Below are 25251 nucleotides of genomic sequence, written 5' to 3' on the forward strand. Positions count from 1 at the left end.
AGATATAGAGGTGGATTTTCAAAATGATGCAGGAAAGGCGGAATGCCATTTTACAGGAACTGAATGAGTACGGTAAGGTGAAAGTTGCTGATTTGAGTAAGAAGCTTGAATGCTCTGAAGTAACAATACGGAATGATATTAAGAGTATGGATAAGGAAGGTCTTCTGAAAAGGACCCATGGAGGAGCAATCAGACTGGATGAGAAAGTGCAGAGAAAATATTCTGCGGAGAGTATTTATCGGAACACGGAAAAAAAACGCCAGATCGCTGCCTGTGCATATGCGTATATCGAGGATAGAGATACCATTATTATCGATGATGCATCCAGCAGTTTTTATCTTGCTTTATATATTAAAGAGCATCCTGAGAAAAGGATTGCTGTTGTGACGAATTCTCTTTTGGTGGGCAACGAGCTGGCCGGGGTGCGTCATGTGGAGTTATATCTGATTGGTGGTCATGTGGGTGGTCATCTGGCAGCAACAATGGGAGAGTCAGCTTTACAGAATATGGAACAGTTCCATGTGGACAAAGGATTTATAGGAGTCCACAGTATCAATTTTGATGTAGGTCTTACCTCCATCGCGACTCCTCAGATGCAGGTGAAACGGGCGATCTTGAAGGCGGCTTCCCAGGTGTATGTACTTGCTGACAGCAGTAAGTTCGGAGGGGGATATGTATCGGTGATCTGTCCGGTGAAGCAGGTGTATAAGATTATTACGGATGCGCAAATTGGAAAAGAATATGTCCGAAAAGCGGAAAGAGAGCAGATTCCGCTGGTTGTTGCGAGTACGAAATATGAAATATAACAGAATAATAAAGGGAAGATTTCTTGCGCGGCCGAACCGCTTTATTGCTCATGTGGAGATAAACGGGTGTGAAGAAATCGTGCATGTCAAAAACACTGGGCGATGTGCGGAGCTGTTCTGCAAAGGCAGCGAAGTCTTTGTTCAGGAATCGGATAATCCGCAACGTAAAACACGTTGGGATCTGATTGGAGTTGTGAAAGACGGGAAAATGGTGAATGTGGATTCACAGATTCCGAACCGTGTGGTTCAGGAGTGGATCGAACAGGGACATTTATTTGAAAATGTCAGAATGGTTCATCCGGAGACGACCTACGGGAATTCCCGATTTGATTTATATGTAGAATATGATAATAAAAAGGCATTTGTCGAAGTGAAAGGCGTGACGCTGGAAGAAGATGGTGTCGTGCGGTTTCCTGACGCGCCAAGCGAACGGGCGGTGAAGCATGTAGAGGAACTGATACACGCTGTTCAGGAAGGATACGAGGCATATGTCTTTTTTGTGATACAAATGAGAAATGTCCGTTATTTCACACCAAACAGGGATACGCATCCGGCTTTTGCGGATGCGCTGGCGCGGGCAAAAAATGCCGGGGTTCAGATCCTTGCATATGACTGCCGGGTTGGATACGATTCGATCGAAATTGCCGAAGAGGTTCCGGTGGTATTGGAGAATCCGGAATTGTATGAGATGACGGTGCCACTGGTCTCGTGGTATCGTGAAAATCACAGAGAACTTCCCTGGCGTCAGAATGTCAGTGCATATCGTGTCTGGGTTTCGGAGATCATGTTGCAACAGACACGGGTGGAGGCTGTAAAACCATATTTTGAACGGTTTTTGAAGGCGTTTCCGACGGTAAAGGAATTGGCCCAGGCTGATGAGGATCAGCTCCTTAAGATGTGGGAGGGGCTTGGATATTATAATCGTGTGAGAAATATGCAGAAAGCGGCCAAAGTGATTATGTCGGAATATCAGGGGATTTTTCCGTCCGAATATGATCAGATACGTGATCTGCCCGGAATAGGCAATTACACGGCAGGTGCGATTGCATCATTTGCATTTGGTATACCCAAAGCTGCTGTTGACGGAAATGTTCTGCGGGTTGTATCCAGAATGATGGCGAGTGAAGAAGATATTATGAAGGCATCTGTTCGAAAAAACATGGAGCAAATGCTGGAACAGGTGATTCCGGCGGATGCGGCGTCTGACTTCAATCAAGGATTGATTGAGCTTGGAGCAACAATCTGCGGACCGAACGGAGAACCCAGATGTGATATCTGTCCGCTTGCGTCTTTGTGCCTGGCTTATAAAGAAGGATGCCAGGATCGGCTCCCAGTCAGGAAAAAGGCGAAGGAGCGAAGAATCGAAGAAAGAACAATCCTGATTTTTCAGGATCTGGAGACAGTGGCAATCCGGAAACGTCCGAAGAACGGATTGCTTGCGGGGATGTATGAATTCCCGAATGTCGAAGGAAGGCTTTCGATGGATGAGGTGATTGCCTACAGTAAGAAAATCGGATTGATGCCGGTTCATGTGCAGAAACTTGCGGATGCAAAGCATATTTTCAGTCACGTAGAATGGAGAATGACCGGGTATCACATTCAGGTTGATGAATTGGAAAAAAACTGTACAGAGTCGATGATCTTTTTGAATCCGAAGGAAGTGCAGGAGAAATACTCCATGCCGGCAGCGTTTGAGGCCTACACTTCCTATATGAATATCCAGCTTGGACAGAAGAAATATGGAGTCGAATTATAGAAGAAGAGCTTTGATCAACATGTAAATCTGTTGCTCAAAGCTCTTTTATTATATGCACTATATAGTAGGCTGTGCCAACGCAGGCGCTTTTACCTGTTCTGGGATATAAACAAATTGGTAAATGAAATAAATCATTACAATTGCGGCAATTACATCGACTACTGAATGTTGCTTTAGGAACATAGTGGAAAGAACGATGGAAACTGTTAACACCAGAGAACCATTCTGTACCCACTTGTATTGACGCAGCTTCTGGCTGTTACGGATTGCGATATAGCAGCCGATGGAATTATAAACATGAAGACTTGGCAATACATTCGTTGATGTGTCTGATCTATAAATGAATCGAACCAGATCAACAAAAATGTTATCCCGTGCAAAAGTGGAAGGGCGTAAATTGAGTCCGTTTGGAAAAATGGTACAAATTATTAAAAATAAAGTCATCCCAGTTATAAGAAGGGTACAGATTCTGTAAAAACCCTGCTTATCTGTAAAAAAGAAGTAAAGTACAGTACCGGAAACATATACAAACCACAACAAATAAGGAATAATGAATATTTCAATAAAAGGAATATAATCATCGAAAACAGAGTGAATCACAAAATAATTGGAGGTTACATGTTTCTCAAGCCATGAAAACCAGGGCATATAGATGAAACCATATAAAAAAACCCAGGCATGATGGTACTTATCAAATAATTCTTTTATATTTATTGTAAGACGTTTCACTGGAAACTCCTCCTTTCTTTAATCTTCGGTCATTATAACATTATTCGTTTTCATCTACAATATTCTTCATAAAACCTTCATATTTTTTTAGAAAATCCTTCGAAAATGTACATATCATATTTCTGCTGAGCCTGGTTATAAGTTTTGGGATTACGCAATGTCCAGACGGCAATTGGAATGCGATAAAGGTGTTGATTTAACCATACACCAAGATTTGAGGTGTCTGTCATTTTGTAGGAAATAAAATCTGGATGACAGAACATGTTTGTCAGTAAATGCTGCACGAAAAAACGTGCCAAATAAGGGCTTTCTGGATTAGTTTTTGTAAGTGAGGATGAAAGCTGTCCGCGAAGGATATCAGGTGCATTTTTAAAAAACCAGCGTACTCCAAGGCTATTAAAAGACTGAATTAAAACAGGTCCGTTGTAAGTTCTAAGTAGTTTCAGCGTATAATTACAAAGACGAGTATCTGTTGAAGGAAGCTTTAGTTCAATCAGAAGAGGAACACGGCCGTTTACGTAATTCAAAACATCTGAAAAAAGAGGAATATGCTCTGAAGTCCCTTGTAATCGAAGAGATCGTAACTCTTCATAAGAGGAATTTTCTATTGTGCCGGGAACATGACAAATCCGATCTAATGTTTCATCGTGGAAAACAACAATTTGATTATCGCGTGTCAGATGGATATCCAGTTCAATGGCAAGATTGTTATTTAATGCTTCGCGGAAAGCAGCCATGGAATTTTCCGGAATGAGCTTATCTGCACTGTGCAGGCCTCTATGTGCATAATCACGCTGAAGAAAAGGTTTCATTTCTTTTCGGCGTAAAAAATTCGGCATAATCATAATAAGATAAAACGTTAATAATAAAGAGAGAACAATTAATATTTGTAACATTTAGAAATCTCCTTATAAAACTGGTTATGGTACAAGTATTTGTAATGAGTCTGATTCGAGCATCCATTCTAATTCCGATTCTGCAGGAAAGGGTTCACCGTCTGAATGAAGTACTAAAGGAACATCGACTTTTACATTCGCATGTTTAAAACGATAAATATGTACACCTTTCATGTGAGTGTGTTTACCTGAAAAAACCGTAGGAAGAATTGTAAGTGCAGCAACTTTCGGAACATCTGCGATAACAATAAGATCCAAAAAATTATCATCAGGTTTTGCAGTCGGACAAAATTTACAGCCGCCTCCTTCAAAAGGGAGGTTCATAGCAGCAGCAAAATAAACCTTTTGAAAATGCAATGTTTTGGTTCCATCTATTAGTAGTTTCATTTTAATGGGGTGCCATCGAAATAACGTTCCTACTGAAAGTGCGACATAACCAAGTTGACCCAGATTGATTCTGTTCAGAATACGCTTGATACGAGATCTGTTTATTTGATGACAGATGGCGGCATCATAACCGATACCTGAACTTACGGCAAAGCGGTGTGACTGATAATGAAAGTTCAGAACGCCGAGGTTAAGAGTGCGCTTATGGGGAGAATGCAGAATGATTTCCAATGCTTTTTCGGGATCAGATGGAATCTGAAGACCTCGTGCGAAATCATTGCCTGAGCCAAGTGGAATATAGCCTAAAGTGGTTTTGTCAAGATAACAGATACCGTTTATTACTTCGTTTATGCTTCCGTCACCACCAAGCACAACCAGAGTATGTTGGTGTCCATCGGATGTGATCTCTTGGGCAATTTTAGTGGCATGACATTTGTATTGTGTAAAATACATTTGATAAGCCACTTGTTCGTCCGCAAGTTTCTGCTCGATCTTTTCCCATACGATTTTTCCAAGACCGGAACGGGCACACGGATTTACGATGAAATGTAACATATAATTAGCACCTCGTTTCATTAAGGAATTGTTGCTTTTATTATATCTTTATTGATTTGTTGTGTAAAGGGAAAGATCAAAATGGAATTGTGTATAAAATGTGTTCTTGCATCAACAAAAACAATGTGATACGATGAAGTGGTATTTATTGAATAGGAGGGGATTTTATGAAATATATAAAACAATTCGGAATTATTTTGATTTTTTCATTTGCAGGTGAACTATTGAATTATTTGATACCACTGCCAATTCCAGCCAGTATTTATGGTATTATTCTCTTATTTTTATGTCTTGAAGTGAAATTGATTCCGCTTGATAAGGTGGAAGAAATAAGTCGATTTATGATAGAAATCATGCCGCTTATGTTTATTCCTGCTGCTGTTGGACTGGTGGAATCATGGAATATCATTAAACCTGCCTGGATGCAGTATATTACTGTTACGGTTATTTCAACGATTGGAGTTATGGTTGTAGCGGGAAGAGCAACACAGGCTGTAATACATCGGGATTTACGAAAGAAAGGGGAAAGGTAAAAATGGGATTTTTTGAAAATTCGGTTTTTTTTGGGGTATTGTTAAGCTTGATAACATATGGAATAGGAAACCTCATGAAAGCAAAACTAAAACTGCCAATTTTTAATCCCTTATTAATCTCAATCATTTTGTCTGTTGTGGTATTGATTGTGTTCCGAATTGATTATTCGACTTACTATGAAGGAGCAAAATATCTGAGCTATCTGTTGACACCGGCAACAATTTGTCTTGCCGTACCATTGTATGAGCAGATGGAGCTTTTGAAGAAAAACTGGAAAGCAATTTTGGGGGGGATTTTTGCAGGAGTTCTTACAAGTCTTGGAATCATATTAATAATGGCATTTTTATTTGAATTTAGTCATGAAGAGTACGTTACTTTTCTGCCAAAATCTATAACGACAGCCATTGGAATGGGAGTTTCGGAAGAATTGGGAGGATATGCATCCATTACGGTTGCAATCATAATTATTACAGGTGTTGTGGGTAATATATGTGCAGACACTGTTTGTAAATTATTTAAAATAACGGATCCTGTTGCGAAAGGAATAGGTATAGGTACTGCTTCTCATGCGATTGGAACGGCGAAAGCTATGGAGATGGGAGATGTAGAAGGGGCTATGAGTAGTCTTTCTATAGTTGTATCAGGGATTTTAACTGTGATTGCTGCGTCGGTTTTTGCGCAGTTTTTATAATGATGTTATAAGAATGCCCTCCGTTAAAACGGAGGGCATTGTATTTAGTAATTATAATCTCAGATTAATTCCCGCGCGGCATCTCCCATGCATTGTGGTCTGTGTGGAGAAGCATATGTGCTTTATGAGAACATGGTTTTTCCATATAGTCTTCATAGAGCTTCAGAACATCCGGGTTCTCATGTGAGAACCGGATCTTGGAATGCTCATCCAGGAAGTACAGATTCTTTCCACGCTCATGTGCAAGTTCTTCACCGTCGTGGATCGGCTGGCCACCGCCGCCTACACATCCGCCAGGACAGGCCATAACTTCTACAAAGTCATAATGCACTTCGCCGTGTTCGATTGCTTCGATCAGTTTTCTGGTATTGCCAAGTCCGCTGACAACAGCAGCACGTACGGTTGCGTCTCCGAGTTTAACTTCTGCTTCGATGACACCTGTTCCGAAAGCAGGGCTTCTTACGATCTTGAATGCGTCTGGTTCAGGATTACGTCCAGTTACCAGATAATGAGCGGAACGAAGAGCAGCTTCCATTACACCGCCTGTCGCACCAAAGATAACACCCGCTCCTGAGTATTCCTTCATGAGCGGATCACACTCACGGTCAACCAGAGTCTTTGGATCAATGTGAGCAGAACGGATCATACGCGTCAGTTCGCGGGTCGTAAGAACGATATCCGTATCGTGTCCTGCATATTCTTTGTAGAACAGTTCCATATTGCTTTCGCCCTTCTTTGCCACACACGGCATGACAGAAACGGTGAAGATATCTTCGGGAGCCACTCCGATGGACTCTGCAAAGTATGTCTTCATAACGGCACCAAACATCTGCTGCGGGGATTTCGCACTGGATAACTGTGGGACCAGATGCGGATACTGGGATTTGATGAAACGAATCCAGCCAGGACAGCATGATGTGAACATCGGACGAAGCTTCAGTTCGCCTTTGGTAAATCTTTCAAGGAACTCGGTTCCTTCTTCCATAATTGTAAGATCGGCTGAGAAAGAAGTATCGAATACATAATCAACGCCAAGTCTCTTAAGAGAATCCATAATCTTTCCGACTGTAGCCTCTTCGAGCGGAAGGCCAAGTGCCTCTCCCCATGCTGCACGCACAGCAGGAGCAACCTGTGCAACAACTACCTTCTTCTTATCTGCAATAGCATCCCATACTTTTTCTGTGTCATCGCGTTCGCGAAGAGCACCTACCGGACAATGGGTGATACACTGTCCGCACAATGAACAGGATACTTCTGTAATCTTTTTATTGTTTGTTACATTGATTGTGGTTCTGGAACCGGTACTTGTCACATCCCAGATATGTAAATCCTGAATCTTATCGCAAACCTGAATACAACGCATACACTTGATACATTTCTTCGGATCGCGAATCAACGGGAAGTCTTTATCCCATGGGAAATCTTCCAGACGCTGTTTGAACGGAATATCCAGAATGTTCAGGTCATTGGCCAGAGTCTGGAGTGCACAGTTACCGCTGCGGACACATGATGAGCATGTTCCGTCATGCTGAGACAGAATCAGTTCCACATTTCTGCGTCTTGCTTTACGAACCTTCGGGCTGTTGGTATAAAGAACCATGCCTTCTTTTACAACGTTATTACAAGAAGTGATCAGCTTCTCCATGCCTTCCAGTTCAACAAGACAGACACGGCATGCTGCGATTTCATTAATTCCCTTTAAATAGCAGAGCTTCGGAATCGGAATGCCGGCACTTGCTGCGGCTTCCATGATTGTTGTACCCTCGGGTACAGATATTTGTTTATTATCAATTGTAATGTTTACCATAATTTTTCCCGGCCTCCTTTGAAGCTGCCGTAGCCGAAGTGGTCGCAGCGCAGACATCTGCTGGCTTCCTGTTTTGCTTCTGCTTCGGTCATACAGTTTTCTACACCGTTGAAGTCACAGACACGTTCGCAAGCTTCACGTTCGGTCATGTTGACTCTTCCGCACGGCGGGCGGTCGTCGAGACGAGCTTCCGGAATCTCAACATCACAGCTGATTACGTGATGGAATCCGAGATATTCGTCAATATTTGCAGCTACTACTTTGGCAGCAGCAATTGCTTTGATTACAGATGCAGGACCTGATGCACAGTCACCACCGGCAAATACGCCTGGGATATTATCAAATCCGCCGTATTTCTGCGTGCTGATCTTACCGCGTTGTACAGGAACACCTGCTTCTTCGAAATGCTGGTATTCAATATCCTGTCCGATTGCTACGATCAGAGTTTGGCACGGAATAAATATATCCGGCTCTCCGGTCGGGCGTACACTTGCACGGCCATCCTTGATCTTACTGATCATCTGAGGAGTTACATAAATACCTGTTACATGTCCGTTCTCATCGGTTGCGATGCGTGACGGAGCCATCAGGGTCTGAACTTCGATTCCTTCTGCAACAGCACCCTCAATCTCAGCCGGAAGAGCAGTCATATCTGCAACACGGCGACGATAAACGATGCTAACTTTCTTGGCACCGAGACGTTTTGCAGTACGTACAGCATCCATAGAAACGTTTCCGCCTCCGATGACAGCAACTTCCTGTCCGGTAAGATCCGGATTCTGTTCTTTTCCGACATCACGAAGGAACTGAACTGCGGAAAGAACACCTTCAGCATGTTCACCTTCGATACCAAGCTTCTTATCGGTACTTGCACCGATCGTGATAAGTACGGCATCATACTCTTCGCGAAGGCTCTGAATGGTCATATCTTCACCGATTCTTTTGCCGTAGATTACTTCCACACCGGTCTCGAGAATTGCATTGATATCATCATCAAGACGATCTTTCGGAAGACGATAGTTCGGAATGCCATAGCGGAGCATACCGCCGAGCTTCGGAAGCATCTCGAACACGGTTGTCTGGTGACCCATAAGCTGCAGATAATAAGCCGCACTTAAGCCGCCCGGACCTCCGCCTACGATAGCAACACGTTTGCCGGTTGACGGTCCGCACTTCGGAGGCGGTACCTTTCCGGCATAGTCAGCAGCCATTCTCTTAAGACCACGGATATTGACAGCATCATCCACAATATTACGACGGCAGCGTGCCTCGCATGGATGTTCACAGATAAATCCACAGGTAGTCGGGAACGGATTGTCCTTACGAATCAGGCGGATCGCATCTGCATAGCGTCCTTCTCCAACCAGAGCGATATATCCAGGAATATCAACATGAGCCGGGCAAAGAGATACACACGGAACCGGCTGTGAGTAATGGCATGTACATCTCCCCTGATGCACATGTTCTTCGTAATCTTCACGGCAGCCGATCAGGCTCTTGTAAACCATATGTGCTGCTTCATAGCCAATCGCACAGTCAGCACCTTCCATGATTGATACCGCGAGCTCTTCCATAAGATCAAGCGTATCCATCGTTGCATCGCCGTTCATAACATCTGTCAGCAGGTTCTTCAGCTGCCACAGACCGATTCGACACGGAACACATTTTCCACAGGTGTGTGTATGACACATCTCAAGAAATGCACGTGTCATGTCCACCGGACAAAGTCCCGGAGGACTGGATTCGATTCTGCGTTCCAGATCTTTGTAAAGCCCTTCAATGACAAGCTGGGCACGATCCGGAGCAGAAATTTCAAGTCTACTCATAGTTCTTTTCTCCTTTAAATATAAAATGATGTTGGGGGCATAAGCCTATGGCATCTGCTTGGCCTTTTCTATCGATTTAATTTATAAGCAGACGTCATAAAACTGAACATTCTATAAATACATTGTACTAAAATTAAAACAATTTAGCAAGCTAAGTTAAAATATAGTCAGGATGGATAAAAATATAACAATGTGGTGGATTCTTTGATTTTAAATCATATCTTTTTTTGCTGAAATATGGTATTCTAAAAATAAAAATAACCTCGGCGTAGGGGATTTGAAGAAAGGGCGGATGGAATGATGAAAATAACAGATTTTGGGGCAACCGTGAATGGTGATGAGACGAAGCTTTATACTTTGACGAATTGTAATAACATGGAGATTTCCGTAACAGACTATGGAGCTGCGCTTACTCAGGTTATCGTGCCGGACAAAGAGGGAAATCTCTGTGATGTGGTTCTCGGCTATGATGAAGCAGCGGAATATGAAGCAGGCGGACTTTTCCTGGGGGCAACCGTGGGAAGAAGTGCGAACCGGATCGGCGGAGCTTCTATTGAGATTAATGGGAAGATCTATGAACTTGTGAAGAATGATAATGATAATAATCTGCACAGTGGACCGGATTTTTATCATAACAGAGTCTGGGATGTTAAAGAAGCTGAAGAGGATCATGTTACCTTTGTTCTGGAAAGTCCGGACGGAGATCAGGGATACCCCGGAAATCTGCATATAGAAGTAACATACACACTGACAGAGGATAATGCCGTAAAGATTTCTTATTATGGTGTATCAGATGAGGATACCGTGATCAATATGACGAATCACAGCTATTTTAACATGGATGGACATGCATCGGGAGATGTGATGGAACAGGAAGTATGGATCGATGCGGATGCATTTACCCGCGCAGACAAGGAATCCATTCCGACCGGAGAAATTGTTCCTGTTGAGGGGACACCGATGGATTTCCGTACAAAGAAAAAACTTGGACGGGATATCTATGATGATTATGAAGCGTTAAATTATGGTATGGGATACGATCACAACTGGGTTCTGAACAATGATGGTAAATTCGCCAAAGTAGCAGAAATGCATTCGGATGAAAGCGGTATTACGATGGAAGTCTATACGGATTTACCGGGAATGCAGCTTTATACCGGTAACTTTATTATTGATGAAAAGGGCAAAGGCGGTGCGAGCTATCATAAACGGCAGGCGGCATGCTTTGAGACTCAGTATTTCCCGGATGCAATCCACAAAGAGAATTTCCCGGGACCGATCTGCAGAAAAGGAGATACCTACAAGACAACCACAATGTACAAATTTGTGTAGCGCTATAGATATAATCTATATATTGGCTTTATATATCAAAATAACTGATTTGCTTTTTGCGTTGATACGAGATACAATAGAGACACAAAGAGGTAGCCAATACCAATAATTGCAAAATTCCCTTCTAAAATTAAAAGACCTTTCAGGAACGCTTGCCTGAAAGGTTTTTTGCATGCAAGAGAATATCTTTTTTACAGAAAATGTGTTATTCTAAAATTGCAAAGAGTTTCTGCTGAAATAGCTTATAGATATGATCTATATATAGAGGGGTTATATTAAAATTACTGATTTGATTTTTGCATTGATACGAGATACAATAAAGACACAAAGAGGTAGCCAATACCAATAATTGCAAAATTCCCTTCTAAAATTAAAAGAGCCTTTCAGGAACGCTTGCCTGAAAGGTTTTTTGCCATATAAAAATAAATGGAGGAATGGTAATGAAAAAATACGTAATGGCACTGGATCAGGGCACCACAAGTTCGCGCTGTATCTTATTTGACAAGCAGGGCAATATCTGCAGTATGGCACAAAAAGAATTTAAGCAGATCTATCCTCAGCCCGGTTGGGTAGAACATGATGCGATGGAGATCTGGGCATCGCAGCTCTCCGTTGCAGCGGAAGCGATCAGCAAGATCGGTGCATCGGGGACTGAGATTGCTTCGATCGGAATCACGAATCAGAGAGAAACAACGGTCGTATGGAACAGGCATACCGGAAAACCGGTATATCACGCGATCGTGTGGCAGTGCAGAAGGACGGCAGACCGGATCGAAAGACTGGTGGAAGACGGGCTCTCTGATTATGTTCATGAGACAACAGGCTTAATACCGGATGCGTATTTCAGTGCTTCGAAGGTGGCGTGGATCCTGGATAACGTCGAAGGAGCAAGGGAAGAAGCAGAGGCGGGAGATCTGCTGTTCGGTACGATCGATACCTGGCTGATCTGGAACCTGACGAAAGGAACTGTACATGTTACTGATTATACCAACGCTTCCAGGACGATGATGTTCAATATTCATGATCTTTGCTGGGATGAAAAAATACTGGAATATTTCCGGATTCCGAAATCCATGCTCCCGGATGTGAAACCGTCCAGCCATATCTACGGATATACAGAAGGAAGCGTATTGGGAGACAGTATCCCGATCGCAGGGGCAGCAGGTGATCAGCAGGCTGCACTTTTCGGACAATGCTGTTTCACGGCGGGAGATGTGAAGAATACATACGGGACCGGATGCTTCCTCCTGATGAATACGGGGGAAAAGGCGGCAGCCTCCCGGAACGGTCTTCTTACAACGATAGCAGCCAGTGTGGAAGGAAAAGTCCAGTATGCGCTGGAAGGCAGTGTGTTCGTGGCCGGCGCGGGAATCCAGTGGCTCCGTGATGAGATGAGGATGATTAAGAATGCCGCGCAGTCGGAAGAATACGCCATGTCAGTAAAAGACACGAATGGAGTCTATATTGTACCGGCGTTTACTGGTATCGGAGCACCATATTGGAATCAGTATGCCAGAGGAACCATTGTCGGAGTTACAAGGGGATGCAGTAAGGAACATTTTATTCGGGCAATGCTTGAATCTATGGCTTATCAGACAAAAGACATTCTTGATGTGATGGAACAGGAATCCGGCGTGAAGATCACAAGCCTGAAAGTGGATGGCGGCGCTTCCATGAATAATTTCCTGATGCAGTTCCAGTCCGATGTTCTGGACGTGGATGTACTGAGGCCGGAATGCGTCGAGACAACCGCTCTGGGCGCTGCGTATCTGGCCGGAATTGCTGTCGGATATTGGGAAAATACGGACGATATCCGTGAAAACTGGGCACTTTCCAGAACATTTGCTTCTGAAATGCCGGGTGAAACCAGAGAAAAACTGGTGAAGGGATGGAAGAAAGCTGTGAAATGCGCGCTGGTGTGGGCAGAAGAATAAAGAAGGAGACTGTAGGAAAATCGAAAGTCTTAGAAAGGAGGAGGTGTGACCCGAATGGGGCACGCCTCCCAATAACGTCTTTTATAAAAACGTTTTTCTAAAATATCCCATCCAGATAATGCCCCAGTGAACGCCGGATATTTCCTTCAAAATCTGTATCTCCGTTATGGAGACACCATTCAAATACATTTCCGATGACCAGCATACGGATATCGGTACAAATATCCTCAAGGGGGATGGTGGGCGTTACAATACCGGCATCGATTGCTTTTTGGAGATAGTGCTCCACCGTAATAATCGGATAAGGGCGTTCCGTGCGTATACTGGGATTCAATGCCTGATTCTTCGGGGTATAATAATTGGCCATGAATTCCACACCGAGTTCGCGGCAGTATTCGGCATAATTTAGATATACATGAATAATGGCAATTTTTGCCTCTTCTGCATCTTCAGGCGGCTCCAGAAGATCCGGATTGATGCTTGGCTGCTCTTCTATATAATATGAAAGCAAATCGTCTTTCGTCTTAAAATGATGGTAGAAACTTCCGTTAGAAACTCCTGCCTCTTCACAGATATTTTTAATAGACAACTGTTCATAGCCCTGTTTTTGAAGTATTGTTTTTGCGGCACGGAAAATTCTGCCTTTTGTTTCTTTGGATTTCAGTTGTTGCTTCGATAGTGGTTCCTTTTCAATATCGCTCATTTCATTACCTCTTACTTTTTATTTCGTGATCAAAAATGACCGTCTCCGTATGTTAGAGTATACCATAATCATTCAGAAATAGCAAGAAAACAGAGTGGACTCTAAAATGTGTGAAAATAAATACAGCACTTTGGGAATCATTTTTTATCTTCACCCATACTCTGACAATTTGCTGAAACGACTTGTAAAAACGCCAAAGTTGTATTTCTATGATACGGGGTTAGTCTGTTATTTGACTCGTTGGAGCAGTGCAGAGACGTTGGAAAGTGGAACTATGAATGGTGCGATTTTGGAAAATTATGTAGTGTCAGAAATAATGAAGACGTATTTAAATAGTGGTAAACAGCCGTTTATGTATTATTATCGGGACAAGGATGCCAAAGAAATTGATGTGATATTAGAACACGATGGGGTCTTGAACCCAATTGAAATTAAAAAAACATCAAATCCCGGAACAAAACTGACGAAAGTATCTGGTTTATTAGATAAAGCATCCACACCTAGGTCAAAAGGAGCAGTTATCTGTATGAAGCCTGCGCTTAGGGCGGTTGATAAAGATAATTATATCGTTCCGATTTGGATGATTTGATTTTTATTATTGCATCATTTTCAGTTATTCGGCGGAGAAAAGGGCGGACGGTCAGCTTTTGATTCTGTTGTATCCGAAGACGACTTTTGCACTTGTTGGGAGGAAAAAGGCAGCATTTATGGGGCAAACCTGTATTAAGAATGTCGGATATCAGCTCAAAAATGGTATGATTAAAGAAGTGATTTTGAAATAACTGCTGATACTGAAGGAGAAAAAATATTTTGTGTATATGTGATAAATAGCGTCGTGGACAGAGGCCCCGGCGCTATTTTTAGATGATTCGTTGAAAAATTGAAATCATCATGATATGATAAGCAGTAGTGTTTCTGTGCTTTGGCATAAAGAAAGTGAGGATTTATTACATGGACATTAATCAAAAGATTACCGAAGAACTTGGCGTAAAAAGGTGGCAGGTGGATGCCGCGGTCAAGCTGATAGATGAAGGAAATACGATCCCGTTTATTGCACGTTACCGTAAGGAAGCGCATGGTACGCTGGATGATGAGCAGCTTCGTAAATTACATGAAAGACTGATGTATCTCAGAAATCTGGAGGAGAAGAAAGAACAGGTACTTTCCAGTATTGAAGAGCAGGGTAAGCTGACACCGGAACTGAAAGCACAGATTCTGGCGGCAGAGACACAGGTGCTGGTGGATGATCTCTATCGCCCGTATCGTCCGAAGAGACGTACCCGTGCAACCATCGCGAAAGAAAAAGGTCTGGAGCCGCTGGCGGTATATATTTCCCTGCAGAACGCGAAAGGTCCTCTGGAAGAAACGGCAGCAGAGTATATATCAGAGGAAAAAGGAGTGGCAAGTGCTGCGGAAGCAATTGAAGGTGCGAAAGATATTCTGGCAGAATCGATTTCCGATGAGGCGGAATACAGGACGCATATCCGGAATCTGACGGTGAAAAAGGGAATGCTGACCTCTGCGGCAAAGGATGAAAAGGCAGAATCTGTATATGAAATGTACTACGATTTCGCAGAGCCGGTTGCAAAGCTTGCAGGGCACCGCGTGCTGGCATTAAACCGTGGTGAAAAAGAAAAATTCCTGACTGTGAAGATCGAAGCGCCGGAGGAGGATATCATCCGCTATCTTGAGAAAAAGGTTATTCACAAAGACAACCAATACACCACACCTGTATTAAAAGCAGTTGTGGAAGACAGTTATAAGAGACTGATCGCGCCGGCGATTGAGCGTGAGATCCGCAATGACCTTACGGAGAAAGCGGAAGATGGTGCGATTCTCGTATTTGGCAAGAATCTGGAACAGCTTCTGATGCAGCCCCCGATTGTCGGACAGGTCGTTCTGGGATGGGATCCCGCGTTCCGTACCGGATGTAAGTTGGCCGTCGTCGACCCGACCGGAAAAGTAATCGGTACGACGGTTATTTATCCGACAGCGCCGACCACACCGCAGAAGATTCAGGCAGCGAAAGATTTGCTTAAAAAGATCATTCCGAAGTATAATGTGAGCCTGATATCACTGGGCAACGGAACCGCTTCCCGGGAATCAGAGCAGTTTATCGTAGAGCTGCTGAAAGAAATTCCGCAGAAGGTACAGTATGTGATCGTAAATGAAGCAGGTGCATCCGTTTATTCTGCAAGTAAACTGGCAACCGAGGAGTTCCCGAAATTCGATGTCGGACAAAGAAGTGCGACTTCGATTGCAAGAAGGCTTCAGGACCCGCTTGCCGAACTCGTGAAGATCGATCCGAAATCCATCGGTGTGGGACAGTATCAGCATGATATGAACCAGAAGAAATTAAGCGAGGCACTTTCCGGAGTTGTGGAGGACTGCGTAAATAAGGTCGGCGTGGATTTGAATACCGCATCGGCGCCGCTGCTTGCTTATATTTCCGGCATTTCCGGTACTCTTGCGAAAAATATCGTGGCATACCGCGAAGAAAACGGAAAATTTGAGGATCGCAGGCAGCTCCTGAAAGTTCCGAAACTGGGACCGAAGGCGTTCGAGCAGTGTGCAGGTTTCATGAGAATCCAGGGAGGCAAGAATCCGCTGGACGGAACCAGTGTACATCCGGAGTCCTATGAAGCAGCGACAAAACTTCTGGAAAAACAGGGATTTAAACCGGAAGATATTGTGGCAGGAAAGCTGACCGGCCTTTCTCTCACGATCCGGGATTACAAGAAACTGGCAGAAGAGCTTGGAATCGGTGAGATTACTTTAAGAGATATTGTAAAAGAACTGGAAAAACCGGCCCGTGACCCGCGTGACGAGATGCCGAAACCGATTCTCAGAACAGACGTACTGGAGATGAAAGACCTGAAGGAAGGAATGATCCTGAAAGGAACGGTCAGAAATGTCATTGATTTTGGGGTGTTTGTTGATATCGGAGTTCATCAGGACGGTCTGGTACACATTTCACAGATCACAGACAAATTTATCAAGCATCCGCTGGAAGCAGTCAGCGTCGGTGATATTGTGGATGTCAAAGTCATGAGTGTAGATCTGCAGAAAAAGAGAATTCAATTGACCATGAGAGGAATACAAAAATAGAAAAAGGAGACAGATGCTATGGGAAAATACGCTGAAAAGGCATTGGAATTGCACGCAAAGGGTTATAATTGTGCACAGGCAGTAGCGTGTGCATTCAGTGATCAGGTGGATATGGATGAGGACCAGTTGTTCAAAGTTATGGAAGGATTCGGAGCCGGAATGGGCGGAATGCACGGAACCTGCGGTGCGATCTCCGGTGCGGTTGCAATCGTGGGACTTATGAACAGCAAAGGCAATTCTCAGGTGAAGAGTAAGGTGGATACGTATCAGACTTCCAAGAAGATCGTATCCGGTTTTGAGGAAAAGAACGGTGCTTCGATCTGTGGAGAACTGAAAGGGATCCAGACGAAGAAGGTCTTAAGAAGCTGTGACGGATGTATTCAGGATGCAGCGGAACTTCTGGAGAATATTCTCGGAGTTTAACACATATCGTAAAGAGTAGCGAAACGTCAAGGGGGAGGAAAATGACGGGGAGAAGGCGGATATGTTTGGATATGTAACGGCCTATGAGCCGGAACTTAAGGTGAAAGATTTTCGAAAATATAAAGCATACTATTGTGGCCTGTGCCGTTCTTTGAAAGAAAGACACGGGACGCTCGGGCAGCTTACACTGACCTATGATATGACATTTCTGGTTATATTACTGACTTCACTGTATGAGTGTGAAACGAAAGGGAGTATGCATCGATGCAAGGTCCATCCTGCGAAGAAACAGCTCATGCTTCAGAATGAGATTACGGAATATGCTGCGGATATGAATATGATCCTGGCATATTATCATCTGAAGGATGACTGGCAGGATGAAAAAAAAGTGAGTGGTTTTGCGGGAACCTGTGCGCTTCGGCACAAGATGAAGAAGATAGTACGCAAATATCCGAGACAGTGCAGGGCGATACAGCGGGAACTGAAAAATCTTTCCCGCTGCGAAAAAAGCGGAACGATGGAGATTGACAGACCTTCCGGATGCTTTGGGAGAATGATGGCAGAACTCTTCGTTTATAAAAAAGACGGGTGGGAAGACAGGCTCAGGAAAATCGGATTTTACCTTGGAAAATTCATTTACATTATGGATGCCTGGGAGGATCTGGAAAAGGACATGCGGACAAAAAGTTATAATCCACTGAAGGAACTTTCCCAAAAAGAAGATTATGAGGAGCAATGCAGGGAGATGCTCTGTATGATGATCGGAAATTGCACTGCTGAATTTGAGATGCTTCCATGCCTGCTGGATGTAGACATTTTGCGGAATATATTATATGATGGAGTCTGGAATCGTTACAAAAAAATGAAGGATAAGAAAAGTGAGGAACCTAAGTTATGACAAAGAATCCTTATGAAGTGCTTGGTGTATCACCGAGTGCATCGGATGATGAGATAAAAAAGGCATACCGCGAGCTGACAAGAAAATACCATCCGGATGCCAATGTAAATAATCCGCTGGCAGACCTTGCAGAAGAGAAATTCAAAGAGGTTCAGGAAGCTTACGACATCATTATGCGTGATCGTGAGAATCGTGGTAACGGCGGATACGGCGGTTATGGGTATGGAAACAGCAGCTATGGGAACAATGGCAGCTACGGGAACAACAGCAGTCGTGGAAATAACAGCTATGGCGGTCAGGGATATGGATATAATTACGGCTATGGAAATGGCGGCAATCAGGGATATCAGCAGAATCGTTCATCAGGGAGCCAGCAGGATGTGGAATTCCAGGCAGTTTACAATTTTATCAACAACCGCAGATATCAGGATGCACTGAATGTATTGAACAGAATGCCGAGCCGCACTGCTCAGTGGTACTACTTAAGTAGTATGGCAAATGCAGGCGTTGGAAATAATATTCTTGCCAGAAACCATGCAGAGCAGGCTGTCAATATGGAGCCGAACAATCCGCAGTACCGTCAGCTTCTGAATCAGGTAAACTGGAATTCGCAGCGTTATCAGAATAATCCATATGGCGGTGGATATGGAAACCAGAACAGTACCCCGTGCGGTACCGGAAATATGTGCTGTGACCTTTGGATCATGGACACGTTATGTGAATGTATGGGAGGCGACCTTTGCTCATGCATGTAAATGCGAAAAAGATTGCAATTGGCGGACTTTTACTGGCACTTACCGAAGTGTGTATCGCGCTTGGAAGCGTGATTGAGACAAATACATTATTTCTCCTGGCGGCGGCATCTTATTTTGTGGGATTTTTGATCCGGGAGACGGATATAAGAACCGGAGCGGTATTCTATGCGGCAGGTGTTCTTCTTGGGATACTGATCTCACCAAATAAACTGTATGTAATTTCTTATGCTGCCATGGGATTTTATATTCTTGCCATAGAATTGATCTGGAAGCGTATAGGACAATTGCAGGGAGAGCGGAATCGGGCTGCTTTATTCTGGGGAGCCAAATATGTAATTTTCAATCTGCTCTTTTTGCCAATGGTGTTTGGATTCAGGGAAGTTTTTTTTCCGGGAACGGTCACCCCTGCAATGTTGCTTGGAATCGTGGCAGCAGGACAGGCAGGCCTTTTTGTCTATGACAGAGCATATGAATATGCGCAGGCGCAGATCTGGAGCAGAATGAGGAAGATACTGTAAATATGGAAGAACGCAAATTATTAGAATTTCTGTCACTGGCAGAAAAATTAAAATGTAACACCCGTCATTCCTGGACTTCAAGTGGAAGACGCGAAAGTGTGGCAGAGCATACCTACCGGCTGATGGTTTTTGCCTGGCTGGTTAAGGATGAATTTCCCGACTATGATATGAACCGTGTGATGGAACTTTGTCTTTTTCATGATCTGGGAGAAGCAGTGACCGGGGATATTCCTGCATTCGTTAAGACGGAGGCGGATGAGAAAACGGAAGAAGAGTCTTTAATGGAAATCACTGGGATGCTCTCGGAAGGGAGAAAAGAGGAGCTGGAAGGGATTTTTCGGGAAGTTCTTCAAAAGGAGACGAAGGAGTCCCGGCTGGTACAGGCTCTTGATAAGCTGGAAGCGGTGATTCAGCATAATGAAGCGTCGATTGATACCTGGCTCCCGCTTGAGTATGATCTGCAGTTTACCTATGGGCAGGACCAGACAAAAGACATCCCATATATGAAAAAGCTTCGGCAGAGAGTTTACAGAGATACACTGGAAAAAATCAGTAGAGAAAGCCATTTTATCGAAAAAACATTTGGTGAGCCGGTTGAAGGTGCGGTATATTATGACCGACCGGGGGCTTATCTGATTGCAACGCACGAAGGGAAGGTGGCTGTCATTCGGACACCGAAAGGATATTTTCTTCCGGGCGGAGGTATAAATGTAGGGGAAACTCATATCGATTGCATTGTGAGAGAATGTATGGAAGAGACGGGATATTCTGTGGTAATTGAGCGGTATGAAGGTTCGGCGGAAATATATGGGATACATGAAAGAATCGGGTATTTTCATCCGATACAATTCTATTATTCGGGGAAGCTGGAAGAGAAAGTTGCAGAGCCGATAGAAAAAGATCATGTGCTGGAATGGCTTCCGTATGAAGAAGCATGTGATAAAATGTTCGTAGAAGCACAAAAATGGATATTGAAAAAACGGAGGATGTAGATTTACTGCATCCTCTTTTTAGATTCATTTTAAAACTGTCCTCTATAAAATAATGAAAATTGTATATTCATTTCATGTCAGTTTTGAGATGCTATACATACCAATACGATAGGTTATGAGATAAACGGAGGTAATCAAAATGGACACAAAACGATATGAATTGAATAAACAGCTTGCGCAGATGTTAAAAGGCGGAGTGATTATGGATGTAACGACTCCGGAGCAGGCGAGAATTGCGGAGGAGGCAGGTGCATGTGCTGTTATGGCGCTGGAACGTATTCCGGCGGATATTCGTGCGGCAGGCGGAGTTTCCAGAATGAGCGATCCAAAAATGATCAAAGGAATTCAGGAAGCAGTATCGATTCCTGTCATGGCAAAATGCAGAATCGGACATTTTGTGGAAGCACAGATTCTGGAAGCGATAGAGATTGATTACATCGACGAAAGTGAAGTATTGTCACCGGCAGATGATGTGTATCATATTGATAAGCGTAAATTCAAAGTTCCGTTTGTGTGCGGAGCAAAAGATTTGGGAGAGGCACTCAGAAGAATCAACGAGGGCGCATCTATGATCCGAACAAAAGGAGAACCGGGAACCGGCGATGTTGTTCAGGCTGTAAGACATATGAGAATGATGAACAGCGAAATCGCCAAAGTCGTTTCTATGCGCGAGGACGAGTTGTTTGAGGAAGCAAAGAATCTGAGAGTGCCATATGAATTGATTGAATATGTGCATAATAACAGTCGTCTTCCGGTAGTGAATTTTGCGGCAGGCGGTGTGGCAACTCCTGCAGATGCGGCACTGATGATGCAGCTTGGCGCAGAAGGTGTATTTGTAGGATCCGGTATTTTCAAATCCGGTGATCCGAAAAAACGGGCAGCGGCAATCGTAAAAGCAGTGACAAACTATCAGGACAGCAAAATGCTTGCTGAACTTTCCGAAGACCTTGGCGAGGCCATGGTAGGTATTAACGAACAGGAAATTCAGCTTCTGATGGCAGAGAGGGGCAAGTAGAGTAGAATGAAGATCGGGATACTTGCTGTGCAGGGAAAGCTTCTCCGGGAACTGGATATGTTTGATACGTTGAAAATGCAGATCGAACAGGGAAAACCGGTGCTGGCCACATGTGCCGGACTGATTCTTCTGGCAAAAGAGCTTTCGGATGACGAACATGTTTATTTCGGTACGTTGCCGGTGACGGTGAAGCGAAATGCCTATGGAAGACAATTGGGAAGTTTTTTTACAATACAGGAAATGAAAGGAATCGGGAAGGTTCCGATGACATTTATAAGAGCGCCCTATATTGAGAAGGCAGACGATGGAACAGAAATTCTGGCAGAGGTTGACGGAAATATTGTGGCTGTAAAATCTGGAAAACAGTATGGCCTTTCGTTTCATCCGGAACTGGATGAGGATGATCGAATCCATGAGATGTTTTTGAAAGAATGTGAAAATCAATAATAATAGGCCTTTGGTGAGATAAGATTCATCAAAGGCCAAACTTTTTATGGATGCATGCGGCTTCCGCATTTGGGGCAGAAGTCAAAATTTTCATTGGTATGATAACCGCAGTTCGGGCAGTGTCTGCCGGATGAAGACCCCGGGGAAAATATCAGATCATTTTCATTCACCGAGGTTACATTTCCGCGTGCAATTTCCTTGCCCAGTTCGGGAGAAAGTTCGCAGACGGCTCCGCAGCAGTTCATTTTGGCATAGTAATGCCTGTTCCATTTAAAAAGCGGGATAAAGAAAAATGAGAAATAAGAATAGGTCATGATAATCTGAATATGGCCGAATTTCCCGCAGCATTTGCAAAGCATGATCTGGTCAAATGGGAGGACTTTCTGATCCTGTCCGGCACCCATGATAAAAAACATAATCTTCCACCTCCGGTAAGTATGAATATATGCGAATATACTGTTTATTATAGCACACCAACTGAGAGAAGAGGTAATTTTTTCTTGCCGGTTTATTCGTTGGCGTAATTCGTCTGTTCCTCGAGAAAATTAAATGTTTCTTTGTCTTGAAAACACAAAATCAAGTTATTTTTTAATTTCTCTATGAAGTTGGCTTGTGGTTCTTTGAACGTCATATGTTCATAAAGCGGTGAATTGCGGAAACAGAATATATCATCAACCGAGTCCAACATCTGTGACATGATTTCAGCGGAGTTTTTCGCATCCTTCTCAAATGCAGCCAGATCCAGTCGACATGAAATTTCATAGTATTTACCCATTTCAAATAATCTGGCCAGCCCGCTTTGTTTCTCAATCAGCAGGTGGGCTTTTGAACTATCATGTTCCTGTAAGGCAAGCATATACATACCGGTGAGTATTCCGCTTACCACCTGATATTCGGCAAATAGCAATTCTTCATAAGTTTTGTAGGCTTCTTGAATCCGACCTGTTTTTTGATAAATTTCAGCCTGTTTCCGCTTTCGTTCCGGATTCTGCACCGATAAGTACTGTAAATACTTGCCGGCAGTTTCGTATTCTTCTTTGCGCATGTAGAATCCGAACAAAGAGTCTGCAGCATGATATCGTAGAGTCTCATCCTTGCTGCTCAGGACACGTGTATAGCAGCTGCAGATGTAATCATCGTAATCATCGGAATCCGGCAGGCCTTTCAAGAGTCGGTTGGCGTCGAGCATGACGGCCATCTGCCAGATCAGCTGCTCGCAATTCGGGTATAGTTCCAGTTCTTTTTTGATCCATCGGAAAACATCTTCATAATTTTCTTCTTGAAATTTGGTGTTTGCTGTACGAACAAGTTCTTGTATTTCTTCGGAAGAAAGCTCTTCACGATATGAGAGCAGTTCATCTGTTGAAATGCCGAGCAGTCTGGCAATCGGGGCGAGAAGTGTGATATCCGGATAAGAATTTCCATTTTCCCATTTATTGACTGCCGGGGCAGTCACACCAAGACGGTTCGCCATTTCTTCCTGAGTCATATCGGCGGATTTTCTGTATTTACGTATCACTTCACCTATTTGCATAAGCGGTACCTCCTTAGTTTGTATGCATCGGTCTTTGCTTGATTTTAGGATAACAAATTCATGCGGGGTTCACAATTGATTATAAGTTAAATATCAGGAAAAAAACTTAATTGACAGTTATGAATAAAAAACTTGAATTCTGTGCAGCACTGCGCTATAATATAGCCGAAAAGAAAAAGGAATTTCTTCGGGGCAGGGTGCAATTCCCAACCGGCGGTATAGTCCGCGACCCGCGATCGAAAATGAGAGCGGCTGATTTGGTGTAATTCCAAAACCGACAGTAGAGTCTGGATGAGAGAAGAAAATCGGCTGTTTTTAATACAGATAAAAGAGTACGCCCCGGTTAGCAGTAGCCGGGGCTTTTGTATTACGAAAACCGATGATTTCCCAATTAACCAGGAAGATTTTCCTCCTTTTTAACTCAATCGAAAATCTTGCATTAAGAAAAGGAGAGAAAAACATGAGTACAGATGCAATGACAAACACAAAAAATGGTAAGAAAACAAAAGTAAATGTAAAAATGATCGCACAGATCGGTATGCTTGGAGCAATCGCAGTTGTTTTGATGCTGTTCGAAATCCCGCTTCCGTTTGCGCCAAGTTTTTATGAAATCGATTTCAGCGAAGTTCCGGTATTGATCGGAGCCTTTACTATGGGGCCGGTTGCCGGTGTGCTGATTGAGTTGGTGAAGATTTTGCTTAACTTCCTGATCAATGGATCGACAACCGCAGGAGTAGGCGAACTTGCCAATTTCCTGATTGGATGTGCATTCTGCCTTCCGGCTTCCTATATTTACCGCAAATTCCATACAAGAACAGGTGCAATCATCGGAATGCTGACTGGAACCTTGTTTATGACGTTTGCCGGATGTTTTTTAAATGCGTATGTCCTGATTCCGACCTATGCGAAGGCGTTTAATATGCCGATCGATGCACTGGTGGGAATGGGAACTGCGGTAAATGCAAATATTACGAGTCTTTTTACGTTCGTTGTGTTTGCAGTCGCACCATTCAATTTGCTGAAGGGTGTTCTGGTATCGCTGATCGTATTTCTGATTTATAAAAAGATTAGTCCGATTCTGAAAATGGGACGGGAATAAAAGTTTAGTGTGGAAGCAGTGCCTTAAGTGCACTGCTTTCTTTTTCGATTTGATCTTTCAGTTCAAAAATAAGCCGGCATTGCTGGCGGATATCGGCTGAGCGCTCTTCACACTGCTTTTTGATGCGTTCCAGACGTTCATGATACAGGATTACACTGTGGTTGTTTTCCTCCTTCCCTTTCAGCATTTCCTCTTCTAAAAGCGCCTTCTGATACATTTTCTCGACTGTATCCAACTGTTTAAGTAATTCCGGAATCTTCCGAAGATATTCGTTATATACTTCCACGCGCTGACATTCTGTCTGGTTGCTTAATAATAATTCCATAATTGCCTCCATGTGTTTTTGCTGTAAAATATGTAATTTGAAATAGAAATATTTGTGCGATTAATGACAGTGCAGTTTGCGCCCTCTGGCGGTCGCAAATGCGTTTTTCAACGGCCGCTATGCGGAGCAGAACGGCCGCTCGTATTTAGTTGATTGTTGATAAGTTATCGTATGTTTATCT

At 43.5% G+C, this 25251-nt stretch carries 26 protein-coding genes and 1 riboswitch; of the genes, 17 read left to right on the plus strand and 9 right to left on the minus strand.

The annotated features are described in order from the left end of the window. The first annotated feature begins 23 nt into the window (after positions 1 to 23). Positions 24 to 806: a DeoR/GlpR family DNA-binding transcription regulator gene (locus tag ACTNBF_RS09555; protein WP_427820012.1), complete on the plus strand. Its 783-nt coding sequence runs from the start codon at positions 24 to 26 to the stop codon at positions 804 to 806. Continuing rightward, complete coding sequence (gene mutY, locus ACTNBF_RS09560; protein WP_441050002.1) at positions 796 to 2562, plus strand: A/G-specific adenine glycosylase; 1767 nt, start codon at positions 796 to 798, stop codon at positions 2560 to 2562. Before ACTNBF_RS09555 ends, mutY begins: the two co-directional genes overlap by 11 nt. 57 nt (positions 2563 to 2619) lie before the next feature. On the opposite strand, the gene ACTNBF_RS09565 is transcribed toward mutY, so the two are convergent. The 3 genes from ACTNBF_RS09565 to ACTNBF_RS09575 form a co-directional block, all read right to left on the minus strand. Next, positions 2620 to 3270, minus strand: coding sequence for a phosphatase PAP2 family protein (locus tag ACTNBF_RS09565; RefSeq protein WP_441025125.1), 651 nt, complete (start codon positions 3268 to 3270; stop codon positions 2620 to 2622). Positions 3271 to 3368: 98 nt separating this feature from the next. Next, positions 3369 to 4187: a glycerophosphodiester phosphodiesterase family protein gene (locus ACTNBF_RS09570; RefSeq protein WP_427806064.1), complete on the minus strand. Its 819-nt coding sequence runs from the start codon at positions 4185 to 4187 to the stop codon at positions 3369 to 3371. 24 nt (positions 4188 to 4211) lie between these two features. Then, positions 4212 to 5129 (minus strand): diacylglycerol/lipid kinase family protein, encoded by a 918-nt coding sequence (locus ACTNBF_RS09575; protein ID WP_427820011.1) that lies wholly within the window; start codon positions 5127 to 5129, stop codon positions 4212 to 4214. Positions 5130 to 5296: 167 nt separating this feature from the next. On the opposite strand from ACTNBF_RS09575, the gene ACTNBF_RS09580 reads away from it, so the two are divergent. Beyond that, entirely contained in the window at positions 5297 to 5662 is a 366-nt protein-coding gene (locus ACTNBF_RS09580; RefSeq protein ID WP_441025093.1) for a CidA/LrgA family protein, read from the plus strand. A gap of 2 nt (positions 5663 to 5664) precedes the next feature. Further along, entirely contained in the window at positions 5665 to 6354 is a 690-nt protein-coding gene (locus tag ACTNBF_RS09585) for an LrgB family protein (protein WP_441025091.1), read from the plus strand. A gap of 64 nt (positions 6355 to 6418) precedes the next feature. Here the strand turns inward: ACTNBF_RS09585 and ACTNBF_RS09590 are convergent, their stop codons facing one another. After that, a complete protein-coding gene (locus ACTNBF_RS09590; RefSeq protein ID WP_441089150.1) occupies positions 6419 to 8161 on the minus strand; it encodes a [FeFe] hydrogenase, group A in 1743 nt (580 codons plus the stop codon). Beyond that, on the minus strand, positions 8155 to 9987 hold the full coding sequence (locus ACTNBF_RS09595; RefSeq protein ID WP_427820008.1) for an NAD(P)-binding protein: 1833 nt from the start codon (positions 9985 to 9987) through the stop codon (positions 8155 to 8157). The genes ACTNBF_RS09590 and ACTNBF_RS09595 overlap by 7 nt, the downstream gene beginning before the upstream one ends. A 300-nt stretch (positions 9988 to 10287) precedes the next feature. Between ACTNBF_RS09595 and ACTNBF_RS09600 the strand changes: the two genes are divergently transcribed. Then, a complete protein-coding gene (locus ACTNBF_RS09600) occupies positions 10288 to 11319 on the plus strand; it encodes an aldose epimerase family protein (protein ID WP_427806194.1) in 1032 nt (343 codons plus the stop codon). Between the two features lie 440 nt (positions 11320 to 11759). Further along, complete coding sequence (gene glpK, locus ACTNBF_RS09605) at positions 11760 to 13253, plus strand: glycerol kinase GlpK (protein WP_441025087.1); 1494 nt, start codon at positions 11760 to 11762, stop codon at positions 13251 to 13253. A gap of 97 nt (positions 13254 to 13350) precedes the next feature. Here glpK and ACTNBF_RS09610 read toward each other — a convergent pair whose 3' ends face one another. After that, positions 13351 to 13956: a TetR/AcrR family transcriptional regulator gene (locus ACTNBF_RS09610; RefSeq protein ID WP_427806057.1), complete on the minus strand. Its 606-nt coding sequence runs from the start codon at positions 13954 to 13956 to the stop codon at positions 13351 to 13353. A gap of 106 nt (positions 13957 to 14062) precedes the next feature. Here ACTNBF_RS09610 and ACTNBF_RS09615 point away from each other — a divergent pair, with 106 nt between their 5' ends. The 10 genes from ACTNBF_RS09615 to pdxT all read left to right on the plus strand — a co-directional run bounded on the left by ACTNBF_RS09615 (position 14063) and on the right by pdxT (position 22112). After that, positions 14063 to 14545 (plus strand): DUF4143 domain-containing protein, encoded by a 483-nt coding sequence (locus ACTNBF_RS09615; protein WP_441025086.1) that lies wholly within the window; start codon positions 14063 to 14065, stop codon positions 14543 to 14545. 58 nt (positions 14546 to 14603) lie between these two features. Continuing rightward, complete coding sequence (locus ACTNBF_RS09620) at positions 14604 to 14738, plus strand: hypothetical protein (protein ID WP_441025084.1); 135 nt, start codon at positions 14604 to 14606, stop codon at positions 14736 to 14738. 169 nt (positions 14739 to 14907) lie between these two features. Then, complete coding sequence (locus ACTNBF_RS09625; protein WP_441025082.1) at positions 14908 to 17064, plus strand: Tex family protein; 2157 nt, start codon at positions 14908 to 14910, stop codon at positions 17062 to 17064. Between the two features lie 18 nt (positions 17065 to 17082). Then, positions 17083 to 17487 (plus strand): C-GCAxxG-C-C family protein, encoded by a 405-nt coding sequence (locus ACTNBF_RS09630; RefSeq protein WP_427806054.1) that lies wholly within the window; start codon positions 17083 to 17085, stop codon positions 17485 to 17487. A gap of 61 nt (positions 17488 to 17548) precedes the next feature. Then, the gene (locus ACTNBF_RS09635; RefSeq protein ID WP_427806053.1) at positions 17549 to 18385 is read left to right on the plus strand and encodes a DUF5685 family protein; all 837 of its coding nucleotides are present in this window, start codon (positions 17549 to 17551) and stop codon (positions 18383 to 18385) included. Beyond that, positions 18382 to 19140 carry a J domain-containing protein gene (locus tag ACTNBF_RS09640; RefSeq protein ID WP_441017585.1) on the plus strand — a complete coding sequence of 253 codons (759 nt, stop codon included), beginning with the start codon at positions 18382 to 18384 and terminating at the stop codon, positions 19138 to 19140. Before ACTNBF_RS09635 ends, ACTNBF_RS09640 begins: the two co-directional genes overlap by 4 nt. Beyond that, positions 19131 to 19658, plus strand: a complete 528-nt coding sequence (locus tag ACTNBF_RS09645; RefSeq protein WP_427806193.1) for a hypothetical protein — start codon at positions 19131 to 19133, stop codon at positions 19656 to 19658. Before ACTNBF_RS09640 ends, ACTNBF_RS09645 begins: the two co-directional genes overlap by 10 nt. A 2-nt stretch (positions 19659 to 19660) precedes the next feature. Next, a complete protein-coding gene (locus tag ACTNBF_RS09650) occupies positions 19661 to 20650 on the plus strand; it encodes an HD domain-containing protein (protein ID WP_427806051.1) in 990 nt (329 codons plus the stop codon). Between the two features lie 139 nt (positions 20651 to 20789). Then, the gene (gene pdxS / locus ACTNBF_RS09655) at positions 20790 to 21665 is read left to right on the plus strand and encodes a pyridoxal 5'-phosphate synthase lyase subunit PdxS (protein WP_441089151.1); all 876 of its coding nucleotides are present in this window, start codon (positions 20790 to 20792) and stop codon (positions 21663 to 21665) included. A 6-nt stretch (positions 21666 to 21671) separates the two neighbouring features. Next, positions 21672 to 22112: a pyridoxal 5'-phosphate synthase glutaminase subunit PdxT gene (gene pdxT / locus ACTNBF_RS09660; RefSeq protein WP_441089152.1), complete on the plus strand. Its 441-nt coding sequence runs from the start codon at positions 21672 to 21674 to the stop codon at positions 22110 to 22112. A 44-nt stretch (positions 22113 to 22156) separates the two neighbouring features. Here pdxT and ACTNBF_RS09665 read toward each other — a convergent pair whose 3' ends face one another. Together ACTNBF_RS09665 and ACTNBF_RS09670 are read right to left on the minus strand one after the other, a co-directional pair. Next, positions 22157 to 22528, minus strand: coding sequence for a zinc ribbon domain-containing protein (locus ACTNBF_RS09665; RefSeq protein WP_427806048.1), 372 nt, complete (start codon positions 22526 to 22528; stop codon positions 22157 to 22159). Between the two features lie 92 nt (positions 22529 to 22620). After that, complete coding sequence (locus ACTNBF_RS09670; protein WP_427819999.1) at positions 22621 to 23646, minus strand: helix-turn-helix domain-containing protein; 1026 nt, start codon at positions 23644 to 23646, stop codon at positions 22621 to 22623. 179 nt (positions 23647 to 23825) lie between these two features. After that, positions 23826 to 23953: riboswitch (FMN riboswitch) on the plus strand. A 153-nt stretch (positions 23954 to 24106) separates the two neighbouring features. On the opposite strand from ACTNBF_RS09670, the gene ACTNBF_RS09675 reads away from it, so the two are divergent. Further along, a complete protein-coding gene (locus tag ACTNBF_RS09675; RefSeq protein WP_441025073.1) occupies positions 24107 to 24745 on the plus strand; it encodes an ECF transporter S component in 639 nt (212 codons plus the stop codon). A 4-nt stretch (positions 24746 to 24749) separates the two neighbouring features. Here the strand turns inward: ACTNBF_RS09675 and ACTNBF_RS09680 are convergent, their stop codons facing one another. Then, positions 24750 to 25070, minus strand: a complete 321-nt coding sequence (locus ACTNBF_RS09680) for a hypothetical protein (RefSeq protein ID WP_427806045.1) — start codon at positions 25068 to 25070, stop codon at positions 24750 to 24752. Positions 25071 to 25251: the final 181 nt, after the last annotated feature.

Source organism: Bariatricus sp. HCP28S3_A4, from assembly GCF_052066395.1.
Classification (GTDB): Bacteria; Bacillota; Clostridia; order Lachnospirales; family Lachnospiraceae; genus Allocoprococcus.